This window comes from Chitinophaga sp. Hz27 (assembly GCF_042263525.1).
GTDB lineage: Bacteria > Bacteroidota > Bacteroidia > Chitinophagales > Chitinophagaceae > Chitinophaga.
On record NZ_JBHKFJ010000002.1, the window covers coordinates 665,178 to 689,637 of the forward strand.

The 24,460-nt window shown below is 43.3% G+C and carries 23 protein-coding genes; 8 read left to right on the top strand and 15 right to left on the bottom strand.

Annotated elements, in window-relative coordinates; translation table 11 throughout:
• Positions 1 to 65 precede the first annotated feature (65 nt).
• Positions 66 to 1,544, top strand: coding sequence for an alpha/beta hydrolase-fold protein (locus ACE38W_RS06610; RefSeq protein WP_375829614.1), 1,479 nt, complete (start codon positions 66 to 68; stop codon positions 1,542 to 1,544).
• A gap of 2 nt (positions 1,545 to 1,546) precedes the next feature.
• On the opposite strand, the gene ACE38W_RS06615 is transcribed toward ACE38W_RS06610, so the two are convergent.
• From ACE38W_RS06615 to ACE38W_RS06625, 3 genes are all read right to left on the bottom strand, one after another.
• Positions 1,547 to 1,972 (bottom strand): pyridoxamine 5'-phosphate oxidase family protein, encoded by a 426-nt coding sequence (locus ACE38W_RS06615; RefSeq protein WP_375829615.1) that lies wholly within the window; start codon positions 1,970 to 1,972, stop codon positions 1,547 to 1,549.
• A 14-nt stretch (positions 1,973 to 1,986) separates the two neighbouring features.
• Entirely contained in the window at positions 1,987 to 3,003 is a 1,017-nt protein-coding gene (locus ACE38W_RS06620) for a YbhN family protein (protein WP_375829616.1), read from the bottom strand.
• A 207-nt stretch (positions 3,004 to 3,210) separates the two neighbouring features.
• Entirely contained in the window at positions 3,211 to 3,489 is a 279-nt protein-coding gene (locus ACE38W_RS06625) for a hypothetical protein (protein ID WP_375829617.1), read from the bottom strand.
• Positions 3,490 to 3,539: 50 nt separating this feature from the next.
• On the opposite strand from ACE38W_RS06625, the gene fusA reads away from it, so the two are divergent.
• Both fusA and ACE38W_RS06635 read left to right on the top strand, forming a co-directional pair.
• Positions 3,540 to 5,576 (top strand): elongation factor G, encoded by a 2,037-nt coding sequence (gene fusA, locus ACE38W_RS06630; RefSeq protein WP_375829618.1) that lies wholly within the window; start codon positions 3,540 to 3,542, stop codon positions 5,574 to 5,576.
• A gap of 196 nt (positions 5,577 to 5,772) precedes the next feature.
• A complete protein-coding gene (locus tag ACE38W_RS06635) occupies positions 5,773 to 6,300 on the top strand; it encodes a hypothetical protein (RefSeq protein WP_375829619.1) in 528 nt (175 codons plus the stop codon).
• A gap of 97 nt (positions 6,301 to 6,397) precedes the next feature.
• Here the strand turns inward: ACE38W_RS06635 and ACE38W_RS06640 are convergent, their stop codons facing one another.
• From ACE38W_RS06640 to ACE38W_RS06665, 6 genes are all read right to left on the bottom strand, one after another.
• Positions 6,398 to 7,060 carry a DUF4412 domain-containing protein gene (locus tag ACE38W_RS06640; RefSeq protein WP_375829620.1) on the bottom strand — a complete coding sequence of 221 codons (663 nt, stop codon included), beginning with the start codon at positions 7,058 to 7,060 and terminating at the stop codon, positions 6,398 to 6,400.
• A gap of 9 nt (positions 7,061 to 7,069) precedes the next feature.
• Positions 7,070 to 9,841 carry an outer membrane beta-barrel protein gene (locus ACE38W_RS06645; RefSeq protein WP_375829621.1) on the bottom strand — a complete coding sequence of 924 codons (2,772 nt, stop codon included), beginning with the start codon at positions 9,839 to 9,841 and terminating at the stop codon, positions 7,070 to 7,072.
• A 98-nt stretch (positions 9,842 to 9,939) separates the two neighbouring features.
• The gene (locus ACE38W_RS06650) at positions 9,940 to 10,632 is read right to left on the bottom strand and encodes a response regulator transcription factor (RefSeq protein ID WP_375829622.1); all 693 of its coding nucleotides are present in this window, start codon (positions 10,630 to 10,632) and stop codon (positions 9,940 to 9,942) included.
• The gene (locus tag ACE38W_RS06655) at positions 10,629 to 12,062 is read right to left on the bottom strand and encodes a sensor histidine kinase (RefSeq protein WP_375829623.1); all 1,434 of its coding nucleotides are present in this window, start codon (positions 12,060 to 12,062) and stop codon (positions 10,629 to 10,631) included. Before ACE38W_RS06655 ends, ACE38W_RS06650 begins: the two co-directional genes overlap by 4 nt.
• A gap of 177 nt (positions 12,063 to 12,239) precedes the next feature.
• The gene (locus ACE38W_RS06660; RefSeq protein WP_375829624.1) at positions 12,240 to 12,665 is read right to left on the bottom strand and encodes a BrxA/BrxB family bacilliredoxin; all 426 of its coding nucleotides are present in this window, start codon (positions 12,663 to 12,665) and stop codon (positions 12,240 to 12,242) included.
• A gap of 98 nt (positions 12,666 to 12,763) precedes the next feature.
• Entirely contained in the window at positions 12,764 to 14,149 is a 1,386-nt protein-coding gene (locus ACE38W_RS06665; protein ID WP_375829625.1) for a hypothetical protein, read from the bottom strand.
• 231 nt (positions 14,150 to 14,380) lie between these two features.
• On the opposite strand from ACE38W_RS06665, the gene ACE38W_RS06670 reads away from it, so the two are divergent.
• Positions 14,381 to 15,283, top strand: a complete 903-nt coding sequence (locus tag ACE38W_RS06670; protein ID WP_375829626.1) for an NmrA family NAD(P)-binding protein — start codon at positions 14,381 to 14,383, stop codon at positions 15,281 to 15,283.
• 11 nt (positions 15,284 to 15,294) lie between these two features.
• Positions 15,295 to 16,221, top strand: coding sequence for a helix-turn-helix domain-containing protein (locus ACE38W_RS06675; RefSeq protein ID WP_375829627.1), 927 nt, complete (start codon positions 15,295 to 15,297; stop codon positions 16,219 to 16,221).
• Here the strand turns inward: ACE38W_RS06675 and ACE38W_RS06680 are convergent, their stop codons facing one another.
• Both ACE38W_RS06680 and ACE38W_RS06685 read right to left on the bottom strand, forming a co-directional pair.
• Positions 16,222 to 16,791, bottom strand: coding sequence for a hypothetical protein (locus ACE38W_RS06680; protein WP_375829628.1), 570 nt, complete (start codon positions 16,789 to 16,791; stop codon positions 16,222 to 16,224). It lies immediately after the preceding gene.
• A 50-nt stretch (positions 16,792 to 16,841) separates the two neighbouring features.
• Positions 16,842 to 17,555 (bottom strand): SDR family oxidoreductase, encoded by a 714-nt coding sequence (locus tag ACE38W_RS06685; RefSeq protein WP_375829629.1) that lies wholly within the window; start codon positions 17,553 to 17,555, stop codon positions 16,842 to 16,844.
• A gap of 230 nt (positions 17,556 to 17,785) precedes the next feature.
• Between ACE38W_RS06685 and ACE38W_RS06690 the strand changes: the two genes are divergently transcribed.
• Positions 17,786 to 19,096, top strand: a complete 1,311-nt coding sequence (locus tag ACE38W_RS06690) for a hypothetical protein (protein ID WP_375829630.1) — start codon at positions 17,786 to 17,788, stop codon at positions 19,094 to 19,096.
• Here ACE38W_RS06690 and ACE38W_RS06695 read toward each other — a convergent pair.
• Positions 19,089 to 19,541: a YqgE/AlgH family protein gene (locus tag ACE38W_RS06695; RefSeq protein WP_375829631.1), complete on the bottom strand. Its 453-nt coding sequence runs from the start codon at positions 19,539 to 19,541 to the stop codon at positions 19,089 to 19,091. The two genes, ACE38W_RS06690 and ACE38W_RS06695, sit on opposite strands and share 8 nt — an antisense overlap.
• 182 nt (positions 19,542 to 19,723) lie before the next feature.
• Positions 19,724 to 20,707: a methylenetetrahydrofolate reductase gene (locus ACE38W_RS06700; protein ID WP_375829632.1), complete on the bottom strand. Its 984-nt coding sequence runs from the start codon at positions 20,705 to 20,707 to the stop codon at positions 19,724 to 19,726.
• A 235-nt stretch (positions 20,708 to 20,942) separates the two neighbouring features.
• Here ACE38W_RS06700 and ACE38W_RS06705 point away from each other — a divergent pair, with 235 nt between their 5' ends.
• Entirely contained in the window at positions 20,943 to 21,743 is an 801-nt protein-coding gene (locus ACE38W_RS06705) for a sulfite exporter TauE/SafE family protein (RefSeq protein WP_375829633.1), read from the top strand.
• An 8-nt stretch (positions 21,744 to 21,751) separates the two neighbouring features.
• Positions 21,752 to 22,441 carry a DUF2490 domain-containing protein gene (locus ACE38W_RS06710; protein WP_375829634.1) on the top strand — a complete coding sequence of 230 codons (690 nt, stop codon included), beginning with the start codon at positions 21,752 to 21,754 and terminating at the stop codon, positions 22,439 to 22,441.
• A 65-nt stretch (positions 22,442 to 22,506) separates the two neighbouring features.
• Here ACE38W_RS06710 and ACE38W_RS06715 read toward each other — a convergent pair whose 3' ends face one another.
• Complete coding sequence (locus ACE38W_RS06715) at positions 22,507 to 22,971, bottom strand: DUF4268 domain-containing protein (RefSeq protein WP_375829635.1); 465 nt, start codon at positions 22,969 to 22,971, stop codon at positions 22,507 to 22,509.
• Positions 22,972 to 23,032: 61 nt separating this feature from the next.
• Entirely contained in the window at positions 23,033 to 24,403 is a 1,371-nt protein-coding gene (locus ACE38W_RS06720; protein WP_375829636.1) for an MFS transporter, read from the bottom strand.
• Between the last annotated feature and the right edge of the window lie 57 nt (positions 24,404 to 24,460).

A 24,460-nucleotide genomic window follows, 5' to 3' on the forward strand; every position in this document is an offset into this window, starting at 1 on the left:
GCCTGTTTTTATTAATATTAGATGATATAAGATGTTCCCCAAACTATGCCTTAATCATCCTTTTTATGAAACCACTGTATCTCTTTGGTTTATGGTTATTTATCTTCATAAATAACAATCTATTCGCGCAGGAGCGCGCTGATTCAATATTTTCTCCTACCCTCCATGAAGAGAGATATTTACAGATTTGGCTGCCTCACGATTACGACACTACGAAAAAATATGATGTACTCTATGTGCTGGATGCTGAAATGTTAGGTAGATTTATTCCCCCCATCATTTCTTTTGAAGAAGAGAATGAGTTAATGCCGCCGGTTATTGTGGTGGGAGTAAGAAATAACTACTGGTATGACATTGGTAAAGATAGCCGTGAGAGAGATTTACTACCCTCAAACCAGGCGGATAAGTTTTTATCCTTTCTTGGAAAGGAGTTGATGCCTTATATTAATAGTCGCTATTCAACCAGTGATAAGAATATATTATTTGGCCATTCCTATGGCGGATTATTCGTAATATATACTTTGCTTGACCAACCAACATTGTTCAGTAACTATATTGCTTCAGATCCTGCATTATGGTGGAATGAAGGAGCGCTATTAATACGCGCAAAGAAACAATTACCAGTTGTGCCTCACCGTACTACGGTCTTTATTGGAGGGAGGAATGGCGCTATAGGTGCTGCTTTTGGTATAAAGGAAATAGATAGTCTGATTAAAAAAGATAATCCGCAGATCCGCAGCCAGGTGGTGTTTAATGAGGATGAACACCATGGCTCTGTCAGACTAAAGAATATTTACAATGGATTGAAGTTTACTTATTTCGGTTATAGTTCATTTATGCTGGATTTCTTTCCTATGGGAGGAATAGTACAACAAAATGAATCTATTCCTATCTTTTTATACTCAACCTACCTGGACATTAATCCGGGGATCAGATATACTACTAACGGTAGCGAGCCTACGATATTATCTCCCAGGTTTGATTACGGGCTGCAGGTTAAGGCGCCGGCAATTCTCAAGCTTAAACAGTTTTCGAATTATGGACCTGATAAAACAATGTCCGCTGAATTTAAGGTAGGAAAGCAGTTCTCTGCTGATAATAAAACCAATCTTATTGCAGGTGGTTTGCGGTATGTATGTTTTAATGCCGATAGTATTAGCGATCATCGGCTAATAGCAAGTGGCTTGTTGGATAAGGATTATCTGCCGTCTATAAAAGTAAAGGGAAATATTTTATGTGAAGATACCGGGTGGTTTAAAGCAGAGAAAAGTGGTTATTATACCTTTTTTCTGGAAGCAGGAACCAGCTGTAAATTGAAAATAGATAAACGTTTGCTGATTACAATTAATCCCGCCGATGGTATTAACAGTAAATCATTCGTAGTGCCGTTGGCGCCTGGGTTTCATGCGCTCTCCCTGGAATTTTTGTACAAAGAAAAAGATAATAGTATCTCATTGAGCTATCTTGCGCCACCGAAAAAGCCATCGATGGCACATCTTCCTGTAACTATATCAGTGAAAGACTTGTATCACGAATCCTTTTAGTTTTACTGTTTAAACTCCCATTCCTTTACAGGCTCTTTTGCGTCATTGAAATTGCTGTACCTGATCCATTGAGGTGTCACTACAAAATGCACCAGATCTGGCCAGGTTGCGGCACGCACACGCCCATCAGGGAATCTGGTGAAATAGATTTCTTTCAATGGATGTGACTCTCCATGCGGCAGTAGGCTGGCAGTGCCTTCCAGCTGCACCGTCGTTTCATCTTCCCAGCCAATCACCATTGCTACTTTAGGATTGCCTATAATGTTAGCGTATTTACGGGAAGTGGAAACCGTATCGAAGATGATGGCTAACTGAGGTGAAACGGCAATGCCTACCACTGCTGCCTGTGGCGCGCCAATTGTACAAATAGTTGAAACCACGCCCAGTGGCTGCGATGCGAGATATTGATAGAGTGCTTCTGTTGTCATGACAGGTTGTTTTATTATTGTAGATCTTTCCTGCGCTCCTCCCTGTAAAGTACTAAGCCTGCTGGTATAGGTAACCAGAAGGATAATAACCGGTATAGTAATGTGACCACAATAGAGGTTCCCACGGGAACGCCTAAACTGGAAAAGAAAAATACCATACTGCTTTCATACACTATAAGCGCACCGGGGGAAATAGGTAATATAGCAATGATCCTCGTACACAGAAATGCCAGCAGTACGGTAAATGCAGATATCCTTGTTCCAAGACCAAGAAACAAAGCATAAACTGTAAAACTATCTGCCAGCAATACCAGCAATTGAAAGATAATACTTTTTAGAATCGGTATGGTTTTGTGCTGCAGCAGTTTTGTTTCTACTCCGGCTGTTTGCAATAGGTCGTCAGACAAGCGCTTACGAAAGAATTTGATTTTTTTTAGCTTGTCATAGACTTTTAAAAGGAATTTCTTTCTGCCAGCAAGCAGCATCAAAGTACCTAGTAATACAAAGATGAAGATGCCAGCTATCAGTGCTACTTTGATCGCATGCGGCGTAGGACTGGTGAGTGCTAAACAACCCAGTAATGAGCCAACGATAAGTAGTTCCAATGCGGCATAGTAACAACTCAGTTCAATTACGATCAAAGAAATAATATCTGTAACAGGCATCTCAAATCTATTCAGAAACCTGAAAATAAAAGTATTACCACTAATGCCGCCGCTGGGAACCGTCTGGTTAAAAAACAAAGAAATAAGGGTTGCCTTTATTAATTCGCTTAATGGAGGTTCTCTTTTTAAAGCATAGGATCGAAGGAGAATCTGGTAAACAATTGCCGCAAATAAGTAGGTGAGTAATTGTGCTATGATAGCGATGATCAGCCAGTATAATTTTACCGTAGTGAGGAGCATTAAATCTTTGCGGATCTCTGGCAGGAAATGAATAACAAGCACAACTGCAAACGCTATGAATATAACGGTCCAAATCCAGTAGGAGGATTTTATCCTTTCGTCATCCTTGTTATTGGTAGCAGCCATAGCATTGTGTATTTAAATAAACCTGCTATTCTTCTCTCATAAAATTACAAAAATCGGGCTATAGGAGCGATGAGTATGAGTGTGTTAGATGAGATCGCTATAGAAATTTGTTTATGATATATTTTATTTATAAATTTGTGCCGTCAAAATAAACTATCATGTTAACAAACATTACATATCGTACAGCGTTGAACGCAAATACTGTCATCAGGGCAGTAATTGCAAGTACCTGTATCGTCTTAATTTAAGACGGGGAGGCAGCTCTGCACCCAGATATGATTGATAGTTACTCCACATTCCTTTTCCATTTTCATTGAAATCGATGACCATGCCAGGCATGGAGTATACTGCTGTTCTCCCCCAGAGAGATCCACATTTTTTAGATTCATTTTTATTATTAACAGCATGATGCACCTGATCATTAAAACATTGATTATCGTAATTACCAGACAAGTCCGGTAACAGGAAAGCATTTGCAGTATACAAAGCGCCTCCGTTACCAAACGCGAGGCGCTTTTTTTATCAATTTATATTTTATGAAACGTTTAACTCGAAATAGGAATATAGGAATCATGGCCCATGTTGATGCTGGTAAAACCACTGTCACAGAAAGAATGCTGTATTACACAGGTCTTACACATAAACTTGGAAGTGTGGATGAAGGCAACACCGTAATGGATAGCGATCCGCAGGAAGAGAAGCGTGGTATTACCATCTCCTCTGCAGCGATAACTACCTATTGGAATGATCATCAGGTCAATATTATTGATACCCCGGGCCACGTCGATTTTACTGCTGAAGTGGAAAGATCGTTACGTATACTTGATGGCGGCATCGTTGTTTTCTGTGCCAAATCAGGTGTGCAGCCACAGTCTGAAACCGTGTGGCGTCAGGCAGATAAATACAATGTGCCTAGAATTGTACTGATCAATAAAATGGACAGACAAGGCGCCGACTTTATGCGCGTGTTACAGGAAATCCGCGACGTATTAAACGCGAACGCTGTGCCAGTGCAACTCCCTATTGGCGCAGAAGATCATTTTAGTGGCGTTATAGACCTGATAAAAATGCAGGCACTGGTATGGGATAGTGAGGATGGTAAACAATATGCTGTTACGAATATTCCTGCCGGGTTATTGGATAGTGCCTTACAGGCCCGTCAATCATTGCTGGAAGAATTATCGCTGGTAGATGAGGTGATATTTGAGAAATATACCAACGACCCTGGCAGCGTTACTGCAGATGATTTGTACAGTGCTATCAGAAAGGCGACCATTGCGCGTACGTTTATGCCGGTATTTGCCGCCGCGGCCTACAGAAATAAAGGTGTACAACCTTTACTGGATGGTGTTGTAGCTTACCTGCCCGCTCCTGAAGATATTGCTACAGTGCATGTTGCAGCACCTGAACAGGAAATGGCGATAGATACGGATGCGCCGTTGACCGCCCTGGCATTTAAGATTATGGCAGATGATTACGCTGGCAAACTGACGCTTGTGAGAGTATACACGGGCGCACTTCGTACAGGCGACACCGTTTGGAATAGCCGTACCGGCAAACGCATCAGGGTTAGCCGTTTACTCCGTATCATGTCTGATAAATTTGAATCTGTAGAGATGATTGAAGCAGGTGATATCGGCGCAGTCGTGGGCATGAAAGATGTCCGTACCGGCGATACCCTCTCTGAAGGCCCAAGACCTTTAGTGCTGGAACAAATCACCTTCCCTGAACCAATGATAGGCTATGCCATAGAAGCCAAGCTGTCTAAGGATGCCAACAGGTTGGGTGAGGTGCTGGCAAAACTGGTAGATGAAGACCCTACCTTACAGGTAAGTGTAGATGAAGTTTCTGGTCAAACCATCCTGAAAGGAATGGGTGAGCTGCACCTGGAAGTTGTCATGGAAAAAATGGCGACCCAGTACCAACTGGAAGTCAGCAAGGGCCAGCCGCAGATCGCCTACAAGGAATTGTTTACCAAAGCGGTGACTCATAAGGAAGTCTATAAGAAACAGAATGGCGGCTCCGGCAACTTTGCAGCTATTGAATTCGAAATGGGCCCTCGTGAAGATGGACAGCCAGGACTTGAGTTTATCAATGACATCAAAGGTGGCGCTATTCCTAAAGAGTTCATACCTTCTGTACAGAAAGGCTTTGAAACCGCTATGCAAACAGGTGTGCTGGCCGGTTATCCGCTGCAATCCATGCGGGTGCGTTTGTTCGATGGTGATATTCATGATAAGGACTCACATGCCTTAGACTTTGAACATGCGGCTCAAATTGGTTTTAAACAGGTTGCAGTACTGGCAAATCCTAAATTGCTGGAACCTATCATGAGCGTGGAAGTAACGCTGCCTGAGGAATTCACAGGTGCTATCACCGGTGACCTCAACAGAAGACGTGGCGTCATCCGACACATGGAAATGAAAGGGAATACCCAGGTGATCAAGGCGGAAGTGCCACTGGCCGAATTGTTTGGCTACGTCACTACGTTAAGAACGCTTTCCTCTGGCAGAGCCGCTGCTTCGGTGACATTCTTTGATTACCAGGTAGCGCCAGCAAGTGTGGTGGCATAATAAATTCATCATCTCACTAAAAAATATAAAAGCCTCGTGTAATAGCGAGGCTTTTTGTTTAGTATTAAATCAGTAACAAACAAAAGACAATAACCAAAGAATAACAATTATCCCTGCTTTCAGCGATTCCTCTTTTCTACCGGATGATTATATTTGCTATAGTTTAATTTAACCAGCATCCCATATTTGATATTCTATGACAAAACAAATCCAACGACTACTGCTTGCCCTGTGTTTATGCTCCTTTGCAGCTTGTCAAACTGTTACACCGGAGAAATTTTTTGGAGAAACGGTGCTGAACAGTAACCTGCTCAATGACTTTGATCCCCGTGCGTTTGGCAAGATTTTAGAGAACTATGCTAAGCCTGTGCCTTCCGTGCAGAAAAAAGGCAATGAAGCCCAGGAAGTGGTAGAAATGAAGATCAAATACACCGAGTCAGTGATTAAAAAAGTAAAAGGCCTGGCTCCTAAAGATGATGATGAACGTGCACTGAAAGAAAACGCTATTGCCTTATTCGAAACAGCGCTGCCAGTATACCAGCAAGAATATCTTCGTTATGCAAAGTTGTGTGACCAGCATGCAACCACCACCGACAAAGACGCAATATTATCTAAAATAACTCAGCAAGATATGCCCAGGATAAACCAGTTGATGGATGGCTTGTTCGTGAAAGGGAAAGCATTTGCCAGCAAGCATAATATCAATGTACACTGGGGAAGATAAAGCCAGTATTTAGTTTCAGCAGATGTTTATATTTTATAGAGAATCCTGCGATTGTCATCAATCGCAGGATTTTTTGTTTATAGTATAGTCGTTCTTGTTATTTCTTCGCAAACTTCACAGGCATGCCTGGAGGAATGCTTACATCTGCTACGCTTACCGGTGCATAGTTAATAGCAGTAGCCTGGATACTTACCTTTTTACTATCTACACCCAGTACTACACCCTTCTCAGGCCATAATCCCAGTGGGCCGGCATTTATCGGGAAGGCATCCGTTACCCATAAGGTCATATTATCACCTTCTTTACTTTTGGTATTAACCTCATAGCAGGAAAAACCCAGGATCTGTTTAGTTTTACCACCGGCTTTTGTCGTAGGGTTTTCCTCTTTGTATAACTCGGCCAGCGACTGTTTACCATCTTCTTCATATAGTGACCACGACTGCCCGGTGGCAGCATCTGTATACACTGCAACCTGGCCTTCATTGGTCACGATTTTTATTTTTGCGCCTTCATCCGTAGTAGTTTCGTCTTGGTCTTTCCTGGCGAGTTTTGCTTTAGCGCCATTGAAATACAAGGTTTCCTTGTTAGTTACCTTCTCGGGCACAAGGTCTTTAAACTTAAGCTGGTCGGGCTTCATAGAAGCATGTATGTTGACGGTAACATCGTAGCTGATATAGCCTTGAGATTTGTCCGGCGACTGCGCCAGGCAGCTAGTAGTGGTGATGCCGGCAATTGCCAGCAGTAGGATCAACTTTTTCATATGCATTATTTATTTTTTGGATGTAGGAAAATGTCTGAACTTATACACCGCGCTTAACAGAAAATACCTGCCCAGCGCATTGTTTCTTCTGTCTTCGATATAGCCGTTGCCGTTAATACGATTGATATTACTATTGCGATTGAGCAGGTCGCAGGCTTCTGCGCGTATAGAAAAGGATTTGTTGATTGTTTTGGTCAGTGCCGCGTTCAATAGTAATATAGTATTGTTGAAACCTGGCGCCATACCCAGGGTGCTGAAGCCATCTGTGTTGGCCTCCAATGTGATATCTGCTGGCAAAGTGGCAATTCCCTCGACACCATACAGTAGCAACCAGTTATTTTCTGGCAACATCGGTGTGCCGGAAAAAGTCCGCTTATTCCAGGCAGCACTGCCTTTGGCTCCTATGTTCACATGATCGCCCAGGTAATAATTCACTCGCATATCAGGGGTGATAGAAATGGTGCGGTTGACATTGGCGAAGCTGTTAGTAAAAGTAGTATTGCGCGAATAGGCGGTACTGAGGCCAGCAGAAAAAGAAGATCCATTGTTGCCAAAATTGATCGTCCTACCCGCAGATATAGAGAAATTGAAATTGCCATTTACATTGACAGGGGTGATGCGCTGTTTCCCATCGTTGCTATTGATACTGCTGCTGTCGGTAATGTCTTTGTTGTAATAAATAATATCTGCATTAGCATAAAATCCACGACCATTAAGCTTAAAATTGTTGTAAGAAAAATTTATGCGTTGCATTTTTTTCTGGTCGAGAAATGGATTTCCTTGCCTGATGTAGAGCGGGTCACTGTTGTCTTCAAGTGGCTGTAAATCCGCCACTGTAGGGGCAGTAGTCTCCATCTTATAACGGAAACTTACTTTAGCATATTTACTGGGCTTCCATTCTGCATAAGCTTCGGGTAGCAGGGCTTTGTAGCTGGCAGCCACGTGATAGCCTTTGAAATCGGAGTTGCCCTTGATATTATTCTGTTGCCATCCTGCACCAACGGTATATAGCAATCGCTTATGATTTCCTGCCAGCGATAGTTTGCTGGTATATTGATTGGTATTGGCATTGTATTTATCGCTGAGTAAGGCATCGGGTTGGTTGTAGTGATCGTCTGACGCACGATCAAATACCAGCCGGTTGTAGTGTCCCTGACTGTAATAGAATTGTTGTCCCGCTTGCAGACTCAATCCACGTGCTAACGGTTCCGTATATACGATATTTGTATTCAAGCTATAAACAGCTGCTTTATCTTCACGCTTCTGGTCAATCACCTGCTGTTGTGTACCTCCAGGAAGGTTAAAGAAATTGCTGGTTGATTTATTATAGCTTTCGCCGGTATTGCTAAAATAGCCTGGCTTCGCATCTAGTAAGAAGGTGCGGCCTGGCTTTGAAAGACGATGACGCAACAATATTCCTGAGGTTATCAGCTGCTGGTGGGTATTGCTATTGGTGGTTTGTGCGCCGTTATTCAGCAACGTTTGGCTTTTAGCGGTATAAGACTGAAAGTTGCGGTCTTGCTGATTGCTGTTGTTGTTAAGGTTTATTTGCGGCGTGATCTTAAGACTGGTGCGGGGATTGAATTTGACGTCGCCGCTGAGGTCTATACGATGATTCGTATTAGCTGCTGCTGTGTTTCCAGCCTGTAAATAATTATAGGATGTATCAGGAAGGCGGTACTGACGAGCATAGTCGTAACTATTACGTGTATGGTTATCATTAAAAAAATAGCTGCTACGAAACTTAAAGTTATCCCAGTCATTATTAAAATTCAGTCCTCCATATTTGGTATCTGTAAGTCCTGCAGGGCGTGCCAGTTCTGCGATGGCGCCGGCGTTGCCTTCGATGCGTACGCCTTTCATGCGGGAGAGCTCTGATAAAGCAGCAGGGGGCAGGTTTTTGAGCATCTCTTTATCCTGCATGACTAGCTTCAATAGTTCTACGCTACTGAAACCAGATTTATTGACATTATTACCTTTGCCTAAAGCCGATAACTGCATGTCGTTGGTAAAGCTGTTGACATTGAACCCGCCTTCGTAGCGGCCGTTGGTGCCGGCGCCGGCGCTGGCATTTCCGAAGAAACCGCGCTTACGGTTCTTTTTAGTGACGAGGTTAATGGTTTTGATCTGTTCGCCATCAGCTACGCCGGTGAACTCCGCCATGTCGCTTTGTTTATCCAGCACCTGTACTTTATCGATCATATCAGCAGGAAGGTTGCGTGTGGCTATGGAAGGATCGCTGCCAAAGAATTCTTTGCCATCTACGAGTATGCGTTGTACTTCTTTGCCCTGCGCCTTGATGGTACCGTCGCGCTCTACGTTTACCCCTGGAAGCTTGCGTAGTAGGTCTTCCACAACAGCGTTATCTTTTGTCTTGAATTTTTCGGCGTTATATTCTATGGTGTCCCCTTTCATGCGTACGGGCGGAAGGTTATCTTTAATAGTCACTTCTTTCAACGTCATGCCTGGCGTGAGGAAGATCGAATCAGGCAGGTGGCCAGGGATCTGTATCATCTGTTGTATGTCCTGATAGCCGAGACTGTGCAGCTGTAATAGATAACTTCCTTTAGGAATAGCGGTGATGGTAGCTTTTCCTTGTTTATCGCTGATAGTAGAGAAAAAAATACTGGTATCAGTGACAGCGCGAAGGTTAATGGCAGCGCCTTGAAGCGGACGTTTACTGCTGGCATCGTACAGGGATATCTTGAAGATGGATTGTGCTTTTCCGGTGATGGGCAGGAAGCAGCAAAGAAGAAATATTGCGGGTCGCAATGCGGTCATAGCTGTTTGCATTTGTCTGCAACAAAGCTAGGGCGCTGCATTTCAGAAGCGGGTTAATGAGTATTTATATAACCTTAATGAGTGTTAAAATTTTAGGGCTATACGATTAGTTTATATCCCCGGCCGCGGATGTTGATGATTTGAATAGCAGGATCAGGTTGCAGGTATTTTCGTAGGCGCGTAATGTATACATCGAGGTTACGGGAGTTGAAGAAGCTGTCATCGCCCCAAAGGTCCAACAGTAAGGTTTTACGGGCGGTGATGTTGTTGGGGTTGTCCGTAAGCTTTTTGAGTATTTCCGCTTCCCGGAGGGAGAGGCGTTGGGTGGTATCGCCGTGATGCAGCAGTTGTCGTTCAAAATCGAAGATAAATTCGCTGATGCGTATATGGGTGCTGTCTGCAGCGGGCGCCTGAATCGCCATCGTCCTTTTGAGAAGAGCGTGTATGCGTAGTATCAGCTCTTCCATGCTGAAAGGCTTTTTGATGTAGTCATCTGCACCGGCATGGAAGCCTTTGATCACGTCTTGTGTTTCGCCTTTGGCGGTAAGGAAAAGAAGCGGGATGTTGCTATCTATTGCACGAATTTCCTGAACCAGGGTGATGCCATCTTTTTTGGGCATCATTACATCTACCACACATACATCGGGATGTTGTTCTCGATATAACTGTAACCCCTGTACGCCGTTATATGCCTTGAGGACCTGAAAGCCTTTCATCTCCAGTGTTTCAGCGACAACGCCGGCGAGGATTTCCTCGTCTTCAATCAACAATAATCGTATGGGTTGTGTCATAATTTGTTTAATTGAATAGTGAATGCGGTGCCTCTTGAAGGTGTACTTTCTGCGCTGATGGAGCCGTTTAGTTTTTCTACTAATTGCTTCACCTGGCTAAGTCCAAGTCCATGGCCCTTCACCTCGTGTATATTACCATGTGGTACGCGGTAGAATTTATCGAAGATATAAGGCAGGTATTTTTTTTCTATTCCAATACCATTGTCTGTTATGCTGAAGATATAATGTTGATCATCTTCCCGCACTGTTATTAATATATTTTTTTCTAGGGAGATGGTATATTTTATTGCATTATCGAGCAGGTTGGCGAAAATTGTTTTTAAGGCTGCCGGCGAGGTATAGCAGGCATCAGTACGTGTTTGCATATCCAAATGAATAGTCACGCCAGGCAGGTCAGTAAAACGTTGCATCGTCTCTTCCAGCAATGCTTTCAGGGAGATGACCTCCATGGTGGTGGTAATGTCATCGCTGCCGTGTTCTAGCTTGGTAAGTGACATAATATTATCCACGAGGCCTTGCAGCTTATGGATTTCATCTTGTCCGAGTCGTAGGTACCTTTCTGTTTTTTCCGCATCATTCATACCACCAAATGAGAGGAGAGCTTCGTTGGTGGCCCGTAATATAGCTACCGGTGTTTTCAGCTCATGGGTGATATTGCTGATAAAATCATTTTTCATCTCTTCCAGTTTTTTCTGGCGCATGATAATACGCCAGAGTGTCCAGATGCAGCCGATGATCAGTACTACCAGCAAGAAGGAAAGGACGATAGGCCAGAGTATCTTCAACAGCAGGAGATGGTTGATATCATCGAAAGTGGCTACTATCATGAGGGGTTTGCCTTGTTTGACCAATGGCAGCGTGATAACGCCAGGAATGCTGGCAGCTTGTTTTTCCTGTGGCAGCAGCTTTACATGGAAAGGGATAGTGATCTGTCGTGTTAGTAGTTCTTTTTTATAGTTAGCAGCTAGTTTTATGGTGTCGGTTTCCACGAGGTTGGACAGCGTGAATACATCTGCAAGTAGTCTGGTAAGGTCAGGGCCGCCGGAATCGGTTTGTATTTCCTTTTCTATGTAGGCGTCGCTGTCGTCTCTGACCGTAGCCCCGGAATATTTGGAAAAGATTTTAATACCGGGTTGATTGCGACTGGCATGCATCAATGAGTCGAAGGCTTTTTTATCACCTTCAGAGATACGTATACTGCTGGTAAAGCGCATTTTACTGCTGGTGTCTGTCCGGTTATTTGGACTGAGCTGTTTTACCGAGGACACCATGGTAAGGTCGTAGGCTTTTTGCAGGGCATCGGTGGTCACTTGCCGGAAGGTCTTTTCTTGGCTTACATACATGGTTTGCAGCCAGTATAATTGAAAAGCAAGTACTCCCAGCGCAGTGGGGATCACTATCCACCATATGCGTCTGATAATTTTGTCCATACTCAAATGTAAACCTTTCACCAGAGCGTCCCAAGAAGTATTAACATTCATTAACACTTTTGCAGGGTAGGTTAACAGAAGAGGAGTTTTATGAAGACTGATATCTGGTTGGCGGCAGATTCTTTCAGGGAGTGTACAACCACCCGGGATATTGTCAATTCCGGGTGGTTTATAGTGTTAGTCTGCGAGGTATTCTTCAAAAACGCCTGTCAGATCATTGGCGATGGAATTCGCATCACGTGATTCGATACGGTGCTTAGGAATGAAGTATACTAATTCTTTATCTTTAAATAATGCGATACTAGGAGAAGAAGGGGGAATGTCGGCAATATAATTCCTGAACCGGGCAGTTGCCTCAAGGTCTTGTCCTGCAAATACAGTAAGAACTCTGTCCGGCTTTTTGATACTATCATCTTCCATGATTTTTCTGATAGCAGGGCGCGCCATACCAGCTGCGCAACCACAAACGCTGTTAATAATTACCATTGTGGTGCCATTTTGGTCCATGGCCTTGTCTACGTCTTCTGGGGTGAGCAGTTCTTTGACCCCAAAGTCAGTGAGTTCTTCTTTGAAAGGTTTGATCAGTAATGGTGAGTAAGGCATACAATAAAATTTAAGGTGAAAAGTTGTTAGTATTCCTTATAACATTTATAGTTCATGGAATGTTAAAGGAGGTTTTGTTAATCACCTTTTTTTAAGCCTTAATCTAGAATGTCATCCCACACTGGAACGACATGAGGAATAGTTATAAGCTCAGGATTGAATTTTAGTATAGCGCCATATGCGCTGGTGGCATAGTTTTCATGTAGGTAGGATATGCTAAGTTTACGATCGCCCATGTCAAATGCGCCACTAAAGAGTTCTCTGGTATCCATATTATAAACACCTAATTCACCAGTTAATGCAGGGTTATAGGGACTGATATCAAACAGAATATAATTTTTGTATACAGTACTTTCAGTGGATTGCATCGCACCATTAAATATTATTTTATTAAAAGTGATCAAATCTGTTGAATAATATAAACAATCACCGTCGGTATTAATAACAGTAACCCCATTATGATGTTTAAGCTCAGTAAGCATATGCTTGTATTCAATCCTGGTTTCCTGCCATGTTTTACCATTATCTGGAGAAATTAGTAAGGTGCCTCCTTCCGCTGTTACTACAAGGTTTCCATTTGCAGCACCGATTTTCCATATTTGCCAGTCATAATCGTATATAGAATGGAAGTGCGAGAAATCACCCAAAGCCTGGTAAATGCTCTGACCCATTATAAAGAATGCACTCCCATCTGCTGTTATTTCAAGATCACTGATTTCGGACCATATCGCTTCTGGCAGCAGGTAAGGCTCTTCCCATTTTTTACCTCCATCATTGCTAACAGCAATACCTTCCACTTCGCTGAAATAATACAGCATGTCGTTCACGCGTTTTAACTTCGGATAACTGTTGCGCTCAGTTTTCATGCCTATTCCTTCCTTGGTCTGTACAAAAGATCGTCCTTGATCCTTGCTGAGAAATACATTTCCATAATCATCTGTTATTACCAGCGAGTTTCCTATTGATACAATGCCAAACAAGCCATAGTTGCTAAGCCCTTTCATTAACTTCCAATTTTCTCCACGCTCGTTTGCCAGGGTAATCATTGGTGCATTTGTGGTAGTCTCGAATGATGCAGTTTCTTTTGGGGCACTTTGTAATGTACTGGCATTGGAGGAAGATTTATCTTTTTTAAATACTATTCCGGAGATATCCTGCTCCCATGATTTTCCGCCATCAAACGTTCTGAATACTTTTCCTTTTTCTTCCAGGGCGTATCCTTCCTGCTCAGACAGAAGCCATATATCTTTCCAGGTATAAAATCCTGGTCTTGGTACCAATATTTCAAATTTCGGATGAATCAGTAATGGGAGGCTTGTTCCAGATTTTATTCTTTCCCAGAATGCTATAATTGCAGGAGTGCGCAGAAAGAATGGTACGTTATGTTCGTTAGCCATCGGCTTTCTCTTACGAATGCCTGGCAGGGAGCGTAGTAGGGCTACAAGACGACTCCAGATGGAGTTGTTTCTTTTTAAAAGGATCATAGTACAAGGTTAAAATAGGATAAAGGGTGACTTGCCACCGCTAATTAAATATAGTAAAACATATTATGTGCCGACGTATAGCAATTCACTAAATCATAGATTTTGTTACATCTTCCGTAGATTCTGTGCCTCCTCCGAATCCTTAATGCCGCAATTTTGTTATGTCATTACAGGGAGATAATCAGGTAGATTGATCCCCTAATATTTTTAACAAGATAAATTGCGAATTGTATGAAGATCGTATTAACAGGATCTATTGGACATATAGGTAAACCATTGACATCTATCCTTGTAGACAAAGGCCACGCCGTAACTGTTATCAGTAGTAACGCAGACAGAGAAACTGCCATTCAGGCTCTAGGTGCTGGTGCTACCATTGGCTCTGTCGATGATGCTGTCTTCCTTACCGCCTCCTTTACCGGCGCTGATCTCGTTTATACTATGCTGCCACCGGAAAACTATACTGATCAAACGCTGGACCTGGAAGGCCGTGTGCGTGAAGTCGTAAACAATTATAAACAAGCGATACTAAATGCGGGCGTTAAGCGTGTGATACATCTCAGCAGTATTGGCGCCCATAGGGATACGCGTATCGGCTTACTTCGCTACCATCATATTGCAGAATCCATTCTCCGTGAACTGCCCCAGGATATAAACGTTTCCTTTATGCGCCCTACCGGCTTCTATTATAACCTCTACGGATATATCCACATGATCAAAAATCAAGGCCTCATTGCCGCCAACTATGGAGAGGATGATATCGCAGCATGGGTAGCACCAGCAGACATCGCGGCTGCCATTGCGGAAGTGATAGCAACCCCGTCGGCTACAAACCACTACGTACGTTATGTTGTAAGCGATGAACTCTCCTGCAATGAAACCGCCTCCTTACTTGGTAAAGCCGTGGGCATCCCCGACTTGAAATGGATCAGGATAACGGATGAAGCCATGCTCAACGGACTCCTCGCCGCAGGACTACAGCCCGAACTAGCCAAAGGGATGACAGAAATGTACAGCCAATCCAACAGAGCGGTAATATATGAAGATTACGAACAACACCGCCCCGCACAGCTGGGAGCCATTAAAATGAAAGATTTCGCCAAAGACTTTGCAAAAGCCTTCGTAAATAGTTAATAGCTTTGAGTATGAAAAAGTCGCTGCCACTACATATCAAAACCATCAGTGAGTTTCACGAACTCCACGGGTTCCCTAAACCAGAACATCCGCTCATCAGCGTGATCCAGTTAAATGGATCAAATACAGATGCAGCAGATGGGCCAGTGAACGTTGTATTCGACTTTTATACCATTGCTCTGAAAAGAAATTTTAATGTCAAATTCAGATATGGACAACAACAATATGATTTTAATGAAGGCGTGATGTTTTTTATGTCACCAGGACAAGTATTTGGCGTAGAAGAAGCGGAGCATGCCGCAGAGGCGCCGCGAGTATCTGGATGGATGCTGTGCATTCATCCAGATTTTCTCTGGAATACGCCTTTGGCAAAACATATCCGCAAGTATGAATATTTTGATTATGCTGTGCATGAGGCACTATTCCTTTCCGACAAGGAAGAAAACATCATCATCGGCATCATGGAAAACATACAACAGGAATACCGAACCAACATTGATAAATTCAGCCAGGATATTATCATCGCGCAGCTGGAAGTGCTATTGAATTATGCAGACCGATTTTATAACAGGCAATTTCTTACCCGTAAGATTGCCAATCATCGTATACTCGATAGCCTGGAAGATATACTGGATAAGTATTTTAGCGGTGAACAACTTACGCAGTACGGACTTCCTGGCGTAAAGGAAATTTCTGCCCAGCTGAATCTTTCACCAAATTATCTAAGCGCGGTACTCAAGTTAATGACTGGCAGAAATACCCAGCAGCATATCCAGGATAAGATGATTGAAAAGGCTAAGGAGAAAATCTCCACCACTTCTTTGTCTGTTAGTGAAATAGCGTATGAGCTTGGCTTTGAACATCCGCAATCTTTCAGCAGGCTGTTCAAAGCCAGGACAGGATTATCTCCTTTGGAATTCCGCGCCTCATTCAAGTGATTATACGATATGCAAACGTAGCTCAAGTTTAGCTTTCATGAGAAGATATTCTTCTGGTGTGAGATAGCTAAACACCATGCTTTGTCCTTCAGGAAAAGCTACTAGTCGGCCTTTTTTTTGATGCTTTGCGAAGATGTCCTGGATTTTTATAAAAATGAGCGGATCTATCCAGTCATTATCTACTTCCAGGTCCCAACGGTATTTTTCCCCTTCAAAAGTAAAAGATACCCAGGCTTCACCATCTTCCTCTTCATTACAGTAATCATCAATATCCTGGAATGTTATATCTCCATTTGCGATTCGCATGATATTATCAAATATCCTGAAATAGGAGCCAGGACCTTCCATTGATTCAAAATCGCATTGCCAGCAATGGTCTGAATAGAAGCCATAGGGTGGATTGTCGGCTCTTTGTCCTAATGCAATATAGAGAATGGCGGTAGGGTCGTCATTCTGTCCCATCATAAAATCCCATTGTTCAAACAAGGCAGCTTCGGTATGAACTGGTTTCATGGAAATGCCGGCATCTTTCAGCTTATTCAATGCTGCAGCAAATTGTGGTGTACTCATGGTAAGGGTTTATAGGTAGTATTGATTTATTTGTTAATGCAGATGTGGTATTAGATATTATGTCCTTTCGGTAATATCATCAGCTTGGGTATGTTCACATGTTCGGGTTGCGCCATGATAAACTTTATCACTTCCACGATATCTGCGGTGGTAAGAGGATGGGGGATGTTCATACTCTCTTTCGGATGTACTTCCCAGTTATGATGAAGTTCTGTCATCACCAGACCAGGTTCTATGCAGGTGATTTTGATTTTAGAGTTGGTGAGTTCCATGCGCAGGGCTTCGGAAAGTGCTTCTATAGCATATTTGGTGGCGGCATAGGCACCGGCGGTAGCCCGCACTTTAGTGCCCAGTACACTGGATAAATTGACGATATGTCCATATTCCTGTTGCTTGAATTTTTTCAGCATGGCATAGGTAAGCCGGAATGTTGCCTCTATATTCAGGCGCAGCATAGCAGTTACCTTATCTATATCGATCTCTTCAATCGTTCCTGTTTCTATATTTCCTGCACAATTAAAAAGATAATCGCAATAACCATAACGTTCCCAGATATACGAAATCAAATTGTCTTGAAACGCTGGCGCTGTAATATCTCCTGGTATGATGGTCGTATTGGGCGCCTGCAATTCTTCCAGTCGTTCCTTACGACGGGCAGTTGCGATTACTACGGTACCTGGCTGCTGCTGGAGGTAGCTGGCAATGGCATTGCCAATGCCGCTGCTGGCACCAGTTACAAGACAAATGATTTTCTTTCCGGACATGGAATGGATATTTTAATTGAGAAGTAGTAAGTTACAAAACTTTTCCACTTCATACAGGTATCCGTTGCTGAATTTTATTCAGACTTTAGGTTCTATTAATCATCTTCCGGCAAAAAAATTTGTTAAATTATCTCTCCTGTAAAAACCCGAATATCAAAAGTACTAATTTAGAAAGATGGACATCTTCAACGAATATACGTCGACAAAAATCCATGTTTCAACCACCCAATATGAAAAAATTACTGACGCTGTTTTTCGTCGTATATGCGTCCACGTTATTTGCACAATCTGCTGATGATCTGATCAAAGACAGCAAAGGCAAATGCATGGTATGGGCTACCTTCTTCTTCCCGAAAAATGACCTGACAGTAAATTGGAACGGCGCCGCTAAAAATGGTTATGCAACTGGCCAGGGCAGCGCCGATTACCTTATAGACAGTAAGCCTGTATTGAAATATACCGGAGAGATGCGCAACGGCTACCCCAATGGCCATGGTGAGTTTGTATTCGGCAATGGTATGCGCATGTTAGGCGAGTTTAGCGATGGCATAATGAATGGCGAAGGCAAAATCATCTTTGCTGATTCTACCAGGCGCCTCGTTGGTAATTTCCAGGATGGAGAAATTCTTAACCTGGACCTCAAATACAGGGAACATCTGCATAAACATCTTATTTCAACAACAGATACCAGTAATCTGTATGTAAATGACCGTGGTAAAACTGAATTGTTTTATTATGCCCTTGTGCCTGAAAAGCCGCGCGCAGCCATCGTGCTATTGCCTGGTACCTGGGATAGGGCCGAATATACGCTTAGCAGCAATAAAGCACTCGTGCAACAAGCCTATGAAAATGGCATCGCTGTTATCGCGCCCACGATAAACCAACGTTTATCCCTAAACGAAGAAGTGCTGGGTTTTCTCAACACCACATTCCACCATGCTGTTGCACAGTATCATATTCCAGAGAATAAATTTATCATTGGCGGGTTCTCTATGGGCGGACTCTTTGCCTTGAGATATGGTGAATTGTCTGTACAGGACAGTACAAGAACTACGGTGCATCCGGCTGGTGTTTACAGCGTGGATGGCCCCACAGATCTGGAAATTATGTATCATAACTTTGAAGTGGCGCTGGAAAAAAGTTCAAATAAAGTAGAACCTACCTACGGCCTCAATGAATTCAGAAAATATTTCGGCGGCTCACCTACTGAAAAGCCGTCGCCATATCTATATTTTTCTACTTATTCTTATAAAGAGAAAGATGGTGGCAATGCAAAATACCTGGCCAAAATGCCGGTGCGTATTTACAACGATGTGGATGTAAACTGGTGGCTGGATAACAGGAATTGTGATCTGTATGGAATGAATGCTTTGCCGCAATCAGCCATGATCAATTACCTGCATAGCATAGGCAATACTCAGGCTGTTTTTGTAAATGCTTTCCAGAAGGGCTATCGCCTGGATGGCAGCAGGCATCCTCATTCCTGGAGTATTGCTGCTGCCGATGATGTTATTCCCTGGGTATTGGAGGTAATCAGGTAAGCTGTTGAAACGGGGTGCCGGCAGTTTCAATTTCCCAGCTACCTTCGTTGATTTCTTCTTCGAGGTCTTGATCATCCCAGCCACAGTAACCGATAAATATTTTGATGTCTTTTTCGGTAAGCTCCCGGCCATTTATATGCTGGATCGCAGATTTGAAGTCGCCGCCAAGGTAGATATTATCCTTGATATGATCGCTGCCACTGATCAGGTCAGGGCGCGAATGAATAAAATAGATATGCTCCTGGTCTACAGGTCCACCGATGTACAGAGGAAATGCAATGCTCTGGCTGAATTCTTTCAGTTCATTAATTTTTCTTGGAAAGGGTTGGTTGACAACAAACCCCATGGCTCCTTTTTCATTATGCTCAGTGAGGTAAATCACTGTATTCTCAAAAAAAGTGTCATCCAGCAAGCTGGTGCTATGTAAAAAGATGCCCTCATTCATGGCGGGAAAGTAGTACTTTAAGATCGGTCGTTCAAAATTATTTTGGGATCGGCATTAACAGGCTGTCAGCTGGCAAATTTCAGGTTAAATATAATTATTACAGGCCGGATGACCAGTCAGTGGAGCAGCAATAAGCAATGCCCAACATGATTGTCAGCCGGCCTGTTAAATATTATAAATGATTAATAAACCTGTACGGGAGTAGCCTGACTAGCGCCCAGCGGCGTTTTGTTGCGCAGGGATTTGGTCATATCCAGCACATAATTCAACAGTTCATGCGCTGCGTTGATCTCTTCTTTTTTGTTAGAGATGCTTTCTATGTTAAATCCTACCGGGATATTTTTAGCATGTGCATAGTTCAGTATTTCCGCAGCTATATTGGTAGCAGTATAGACGGAAGTAGTGAGGATATCTCTGGCGTTTTTCAGGTCGTTGTACAACCATTTAGGTACTTCAATTCCCAGCCATTCCATGAACTGTAATGTTTTAAGGGAACCACAAGGCGCCAGCGTGAAGATGAGCGGCGCCATCTCCGTACCGTTTTCGGTAGCATTGTAATAGTAGTCTGATAGCAGATTCTTGGTATCGTTCAGATTATATACACATTGTGATACGAAAAAGCCGCAGCCATTATTGATTTTATGCTGTATACGCAGGTGTTCATCGCCTTTCTTGCTATGACGCTCTGGTATTGTAATACCGCCTAATAAGATATTGGAAGAAGCAGCCTTATGAAGCTCGTAGGCATCTGTAAGACTAAAGTTGGTAGCCTCAATTTGTTGATGTGAGGATGCCCCTACAAATACCGCCAGCTCCAGATGGTCATTCTGCTCCAACCAATTGCCAAAGCTTTCCCTGGTTTGGTTGGCAATACTTTTATAGATAATCTTAGGTACTGGCAGGTCAGCAAGGAAATTATAACCATACTGCTCCGGCGCAATGGTAGGAATAAAGGAAAATGTCCTTTCCTTTTCTGTGCGCGTAGATTCATCCTGGATATCATACAGGATCAGACCATCAATGTCCAGTCGCTTCAGGTTTTCCATCTGATTATGCGCTATCGTCAATACTCTTTCCTCAGCAGTAGTGATTTTCGGAGGAGTAAGGCTGTAAAGTACTATGCCAGTGTTTCTTTCTGATATTTTACGTCTAAGATCAGATTTCATGCTGATTAGGATCTAAATGGTGGTCTTTTGTTCTTTTATCCCGCCAAAATTATAGAAAATGAATCTATAATGCAAATATCATTAAGATATTATTTCTACTATTAGGCAAATTTTAGGTGTTTTTTCTGCCTATGAGTCTGATCAGGTCTTTTTTTACAGATAAATTTTTCCTTATGTGACAAATGTAGCCGACCAGCCCTTTCAAAGGGTAGACCTTTGCATAAACAAAGGATAAATGGAGATAATAGGATATATGGCAGCAATACTGATAGGGCTTTCTCTCGGTTTGATAGGCGGGGGAGGCTCTATCCTGACAGTGCCGGTGTTGGTGTATTTATTTGGCCTCGAAACGGAACAGGCCACGCTTTATAGTCTTATGGTGGTAGGTACCACCAGCCTGACAGGCGTTATTGGGGCATATAAGCGCGGCCAGCTGGATGTAAAAATGTCGTTGATGTATGCGGCGGTTTCTGTACTGATAGTGGTCATCACCCGTCGGTTGCTATTGCCGCTGATACCGATGGAACTCTTTACTCTAGGAGGTTTTGCAGTCACCAAATCAATAGCCACCATGTTATTGCTGGCGGTATTGATGCTGCTGGCGGCCATATCTATGATAAGAAAGAAACAGGGAGCTATTGAAACACCGGCATCGACCCATCAGCATAAAGGAATAAACATTCAGCTGGTGATGAACGCCGCCCTGATAGGATTTATCACTGGCTTACTTGGCGCTGGTGGCGGATTTCTACTGATACCCGCACTTGTATTTGTGCAGCATCTTCCCATGAAAAAGGCCGTAGGCACCTCTTTGCTGATCATTACCCTCAACTCATTGATCGGCTTTCTCGCGGATGCCCCTGGGCATACGTTAGATTGGACCTTGTTGCTTGGAATAACGGCCATGGCTATACTCGGTATACTCCTTGGTGGGCGCCTGGGCCGAAAGATTAGCAGCGCCCCGCTGCAAAAGGGTTTCGGCTGGTTCGTACTGGTGATGGGCTGCTATATTATTTTTCTGGAACTAGTGAAGTAGAGAAGGCAATGAAGCATTTAGGACTTACAGCGTTGCTGCTGCTACTGTTTATAATAGCGATGGGACAGTCGCAAAGCAACAGCTGGCTGCGGCTGTCAGTGGAAACACCACTGGCACCAAAGCTCAATGGCGTAGCGGAATGGCAATACAGGACACAAGGAATGGAGAACAGCGGTCCGGTAAACAGGCCGCTGCTTTATTCCTTCCGCCCATGGCTAAACTACCAGCTGCATGCACATACATTGATTGCCGTTAGTCCTATCGCATACTACAAAATATATCCTGTAATACTAACAGAAAAGGATATACTTAAATCTCCCCAGCAGGAGTGGAGAACCACAATTGCAGTTGACCAGAAAGTCCCGCTGACACCTAAGTTGGCAATGCAATCCAGGACGGGATTAGAATACCGCAACTTCAGCGCCCAGCAGGACGTTATAAGGGCAAGACAAAAATTTGGATTAGAATATCAGCTATCGCCACAAACGCGGGTGCTGCTATATGATGAGGTAATGGCTAATCTTAATGCTGGCGCCCTGTTTGAACAAAATCGTTTAGGCGCTGGCGTTAGTATTAAGCTCGATGAAATGATGGCTTTGGAAACTGGTTATCTCTATATAAACAGGGCTTTGCCATTAATCAATCAACACGTAATTTATGTGAATATTAAACTTCGTACAGGAAAGTCTCGCCGCTGATCAACGTATGTTCTGGAATTTACCCACGGCCTTAGGCGGCGGGTAAATTCCGTTTAAAAACCTGGTTATAAAATCGCTTCAAATCCATACTTAGCCATACTCCAGAACTCATCCAACCCTATCATCCTCGGTTTAAAAAAAGAGATGATTGCTGGCCAGTCTGCATCTTTCATTACAGAAACATTCGGCATGCTTTTACTAATAGTGCTAATGGTTTTGCCATAATCATCGGTGATTTCTGATTGCCACTGCCAGTCATCTTCTCCCAGCGACTCCTGTAAAATGCTACGCTGCATGGTTAGCAGTTCATAAAACTTGCGGTGTAAGTCCATGTCCTGCTGGGTAATGACAATCGCCACAGATGCGTTTTTATTATCTACATCTATTTTGAAATACATACCAGGTATGCCTGTTTTATAATTAGACCAGCTGACGATATTACCATCTGCTGATAAAATCGGCTTCATATATTTACCGAAGGCTGTCCAGAAAGCCTGCTTCTGTTTTGATACTTCCTCTTTGGTGTACATCGTGCTGCAAAAGTACAGCACTCGTAAGGGCTATCAAAATTTCTATCTCTCAGATAAAAAATTACGCTTCTGGTAATCTGTATAAACAATACCCTGTTAGCAACAATAGCCCGATATTCACACTGGTGGCCACCTGATAGGCAGATATATAACCCGTTTGCTGGATGATATAGAAAAATATTCCACCAGAGATACAGACGCCTAAAGCTATCGCTGTTTGCTGTAACGTAGTAAATACACCTGATGCAGTGCCGGCAAAGCCTGTAGGAATGCTCTTTAGCGCCATGGTAAGCAAAGATGGCAACACAGACCCACAGCCAGTGCCATATGCAAACAGGATGATAGTGAGTAAGGGCATGGAGTTGATGTTCAGCGAGAAAAAAAGGATATGTGCAGCCAGACTAACCACCATAATGCCAATGCCTGTCTGCAACACACGTTTTCCATATACTGGCACCAGCCGGATAGATAACACGGATGCGACTACATAACCAATTCCCTGGAATGCAAACAAAATGCCTGCGGCTGAAGAGGTATATCCAAGGCCTGTTTGCAGCAATATGGCATTGATAAGAAAATATGAATCCTGCACCATGAAGTAAAATAATACAGCCAGTAAACCAATATTGAAGTCCTTGAAACGGAATAGCTGCATATCTATCAGCGCGCTTGTTGCTTTCCTTTGTTGCTGTTTAACGAATCCATAAAGCAATGCTATACCCGCTGCGAGCAAAAGTATTGTCCAGGTGGGCCATCCCAATTCCCGACCATAAACTAACGGGAAAATCAGGAAACATAATGTAATGGTGAGTATGAAAACACCGGTCCAGTCGAATTTTTTATTTTGCACACTACTGGTTTCGGGCAACATCCTCCAGGCGGCAATAACCGCGATAATGCCTATAGGCAGGTTAATGAGGAAGATCAGCCGCCAGCCTTCTACTATCGTATGTACATCTGGTAGTATGCCTCCGAGCAATTGTCCTATCACCGAGGCGGTGCCGGCAATGCTGCCATAGATGCCCAGCGCTTTAATCCTTTGCTGATGGTCCGGAAAAAGTAGCTGTATGTAAGTGATACTTTGCGGCAGCATCAGCGCTGCACCAGTGCCTTGTAGAAAACGCGAGATGTTCATCTGCAGGGGAGTACTAGCAAACCCGCAGCAGCAGGAAGTTATCACGAATATCAACATACCCAGGATGAACATGCGTTTGCGTCCGTAGAAGTCACCCAGGCGGCCGGCTGTTATCAAAAATATGGCATGCCCCAGCAAGTATAAGGCAATGATCAGTTGTAAATCCGCGTCAGAAGCATGTAATCCTGTTTTGATAGAAGGCAATGCTACATTAACGATGAAGATATCAATCACCGACAAAAAAACGGCGGTGGAAACGATTATCAGCGAGAGCCAGGCTGAATTTCTTTGAGTCATATACGATGCTTTCAACATTTCTGTACCTTTATAGGACGCAAAGTTGGAGCTGCGTAA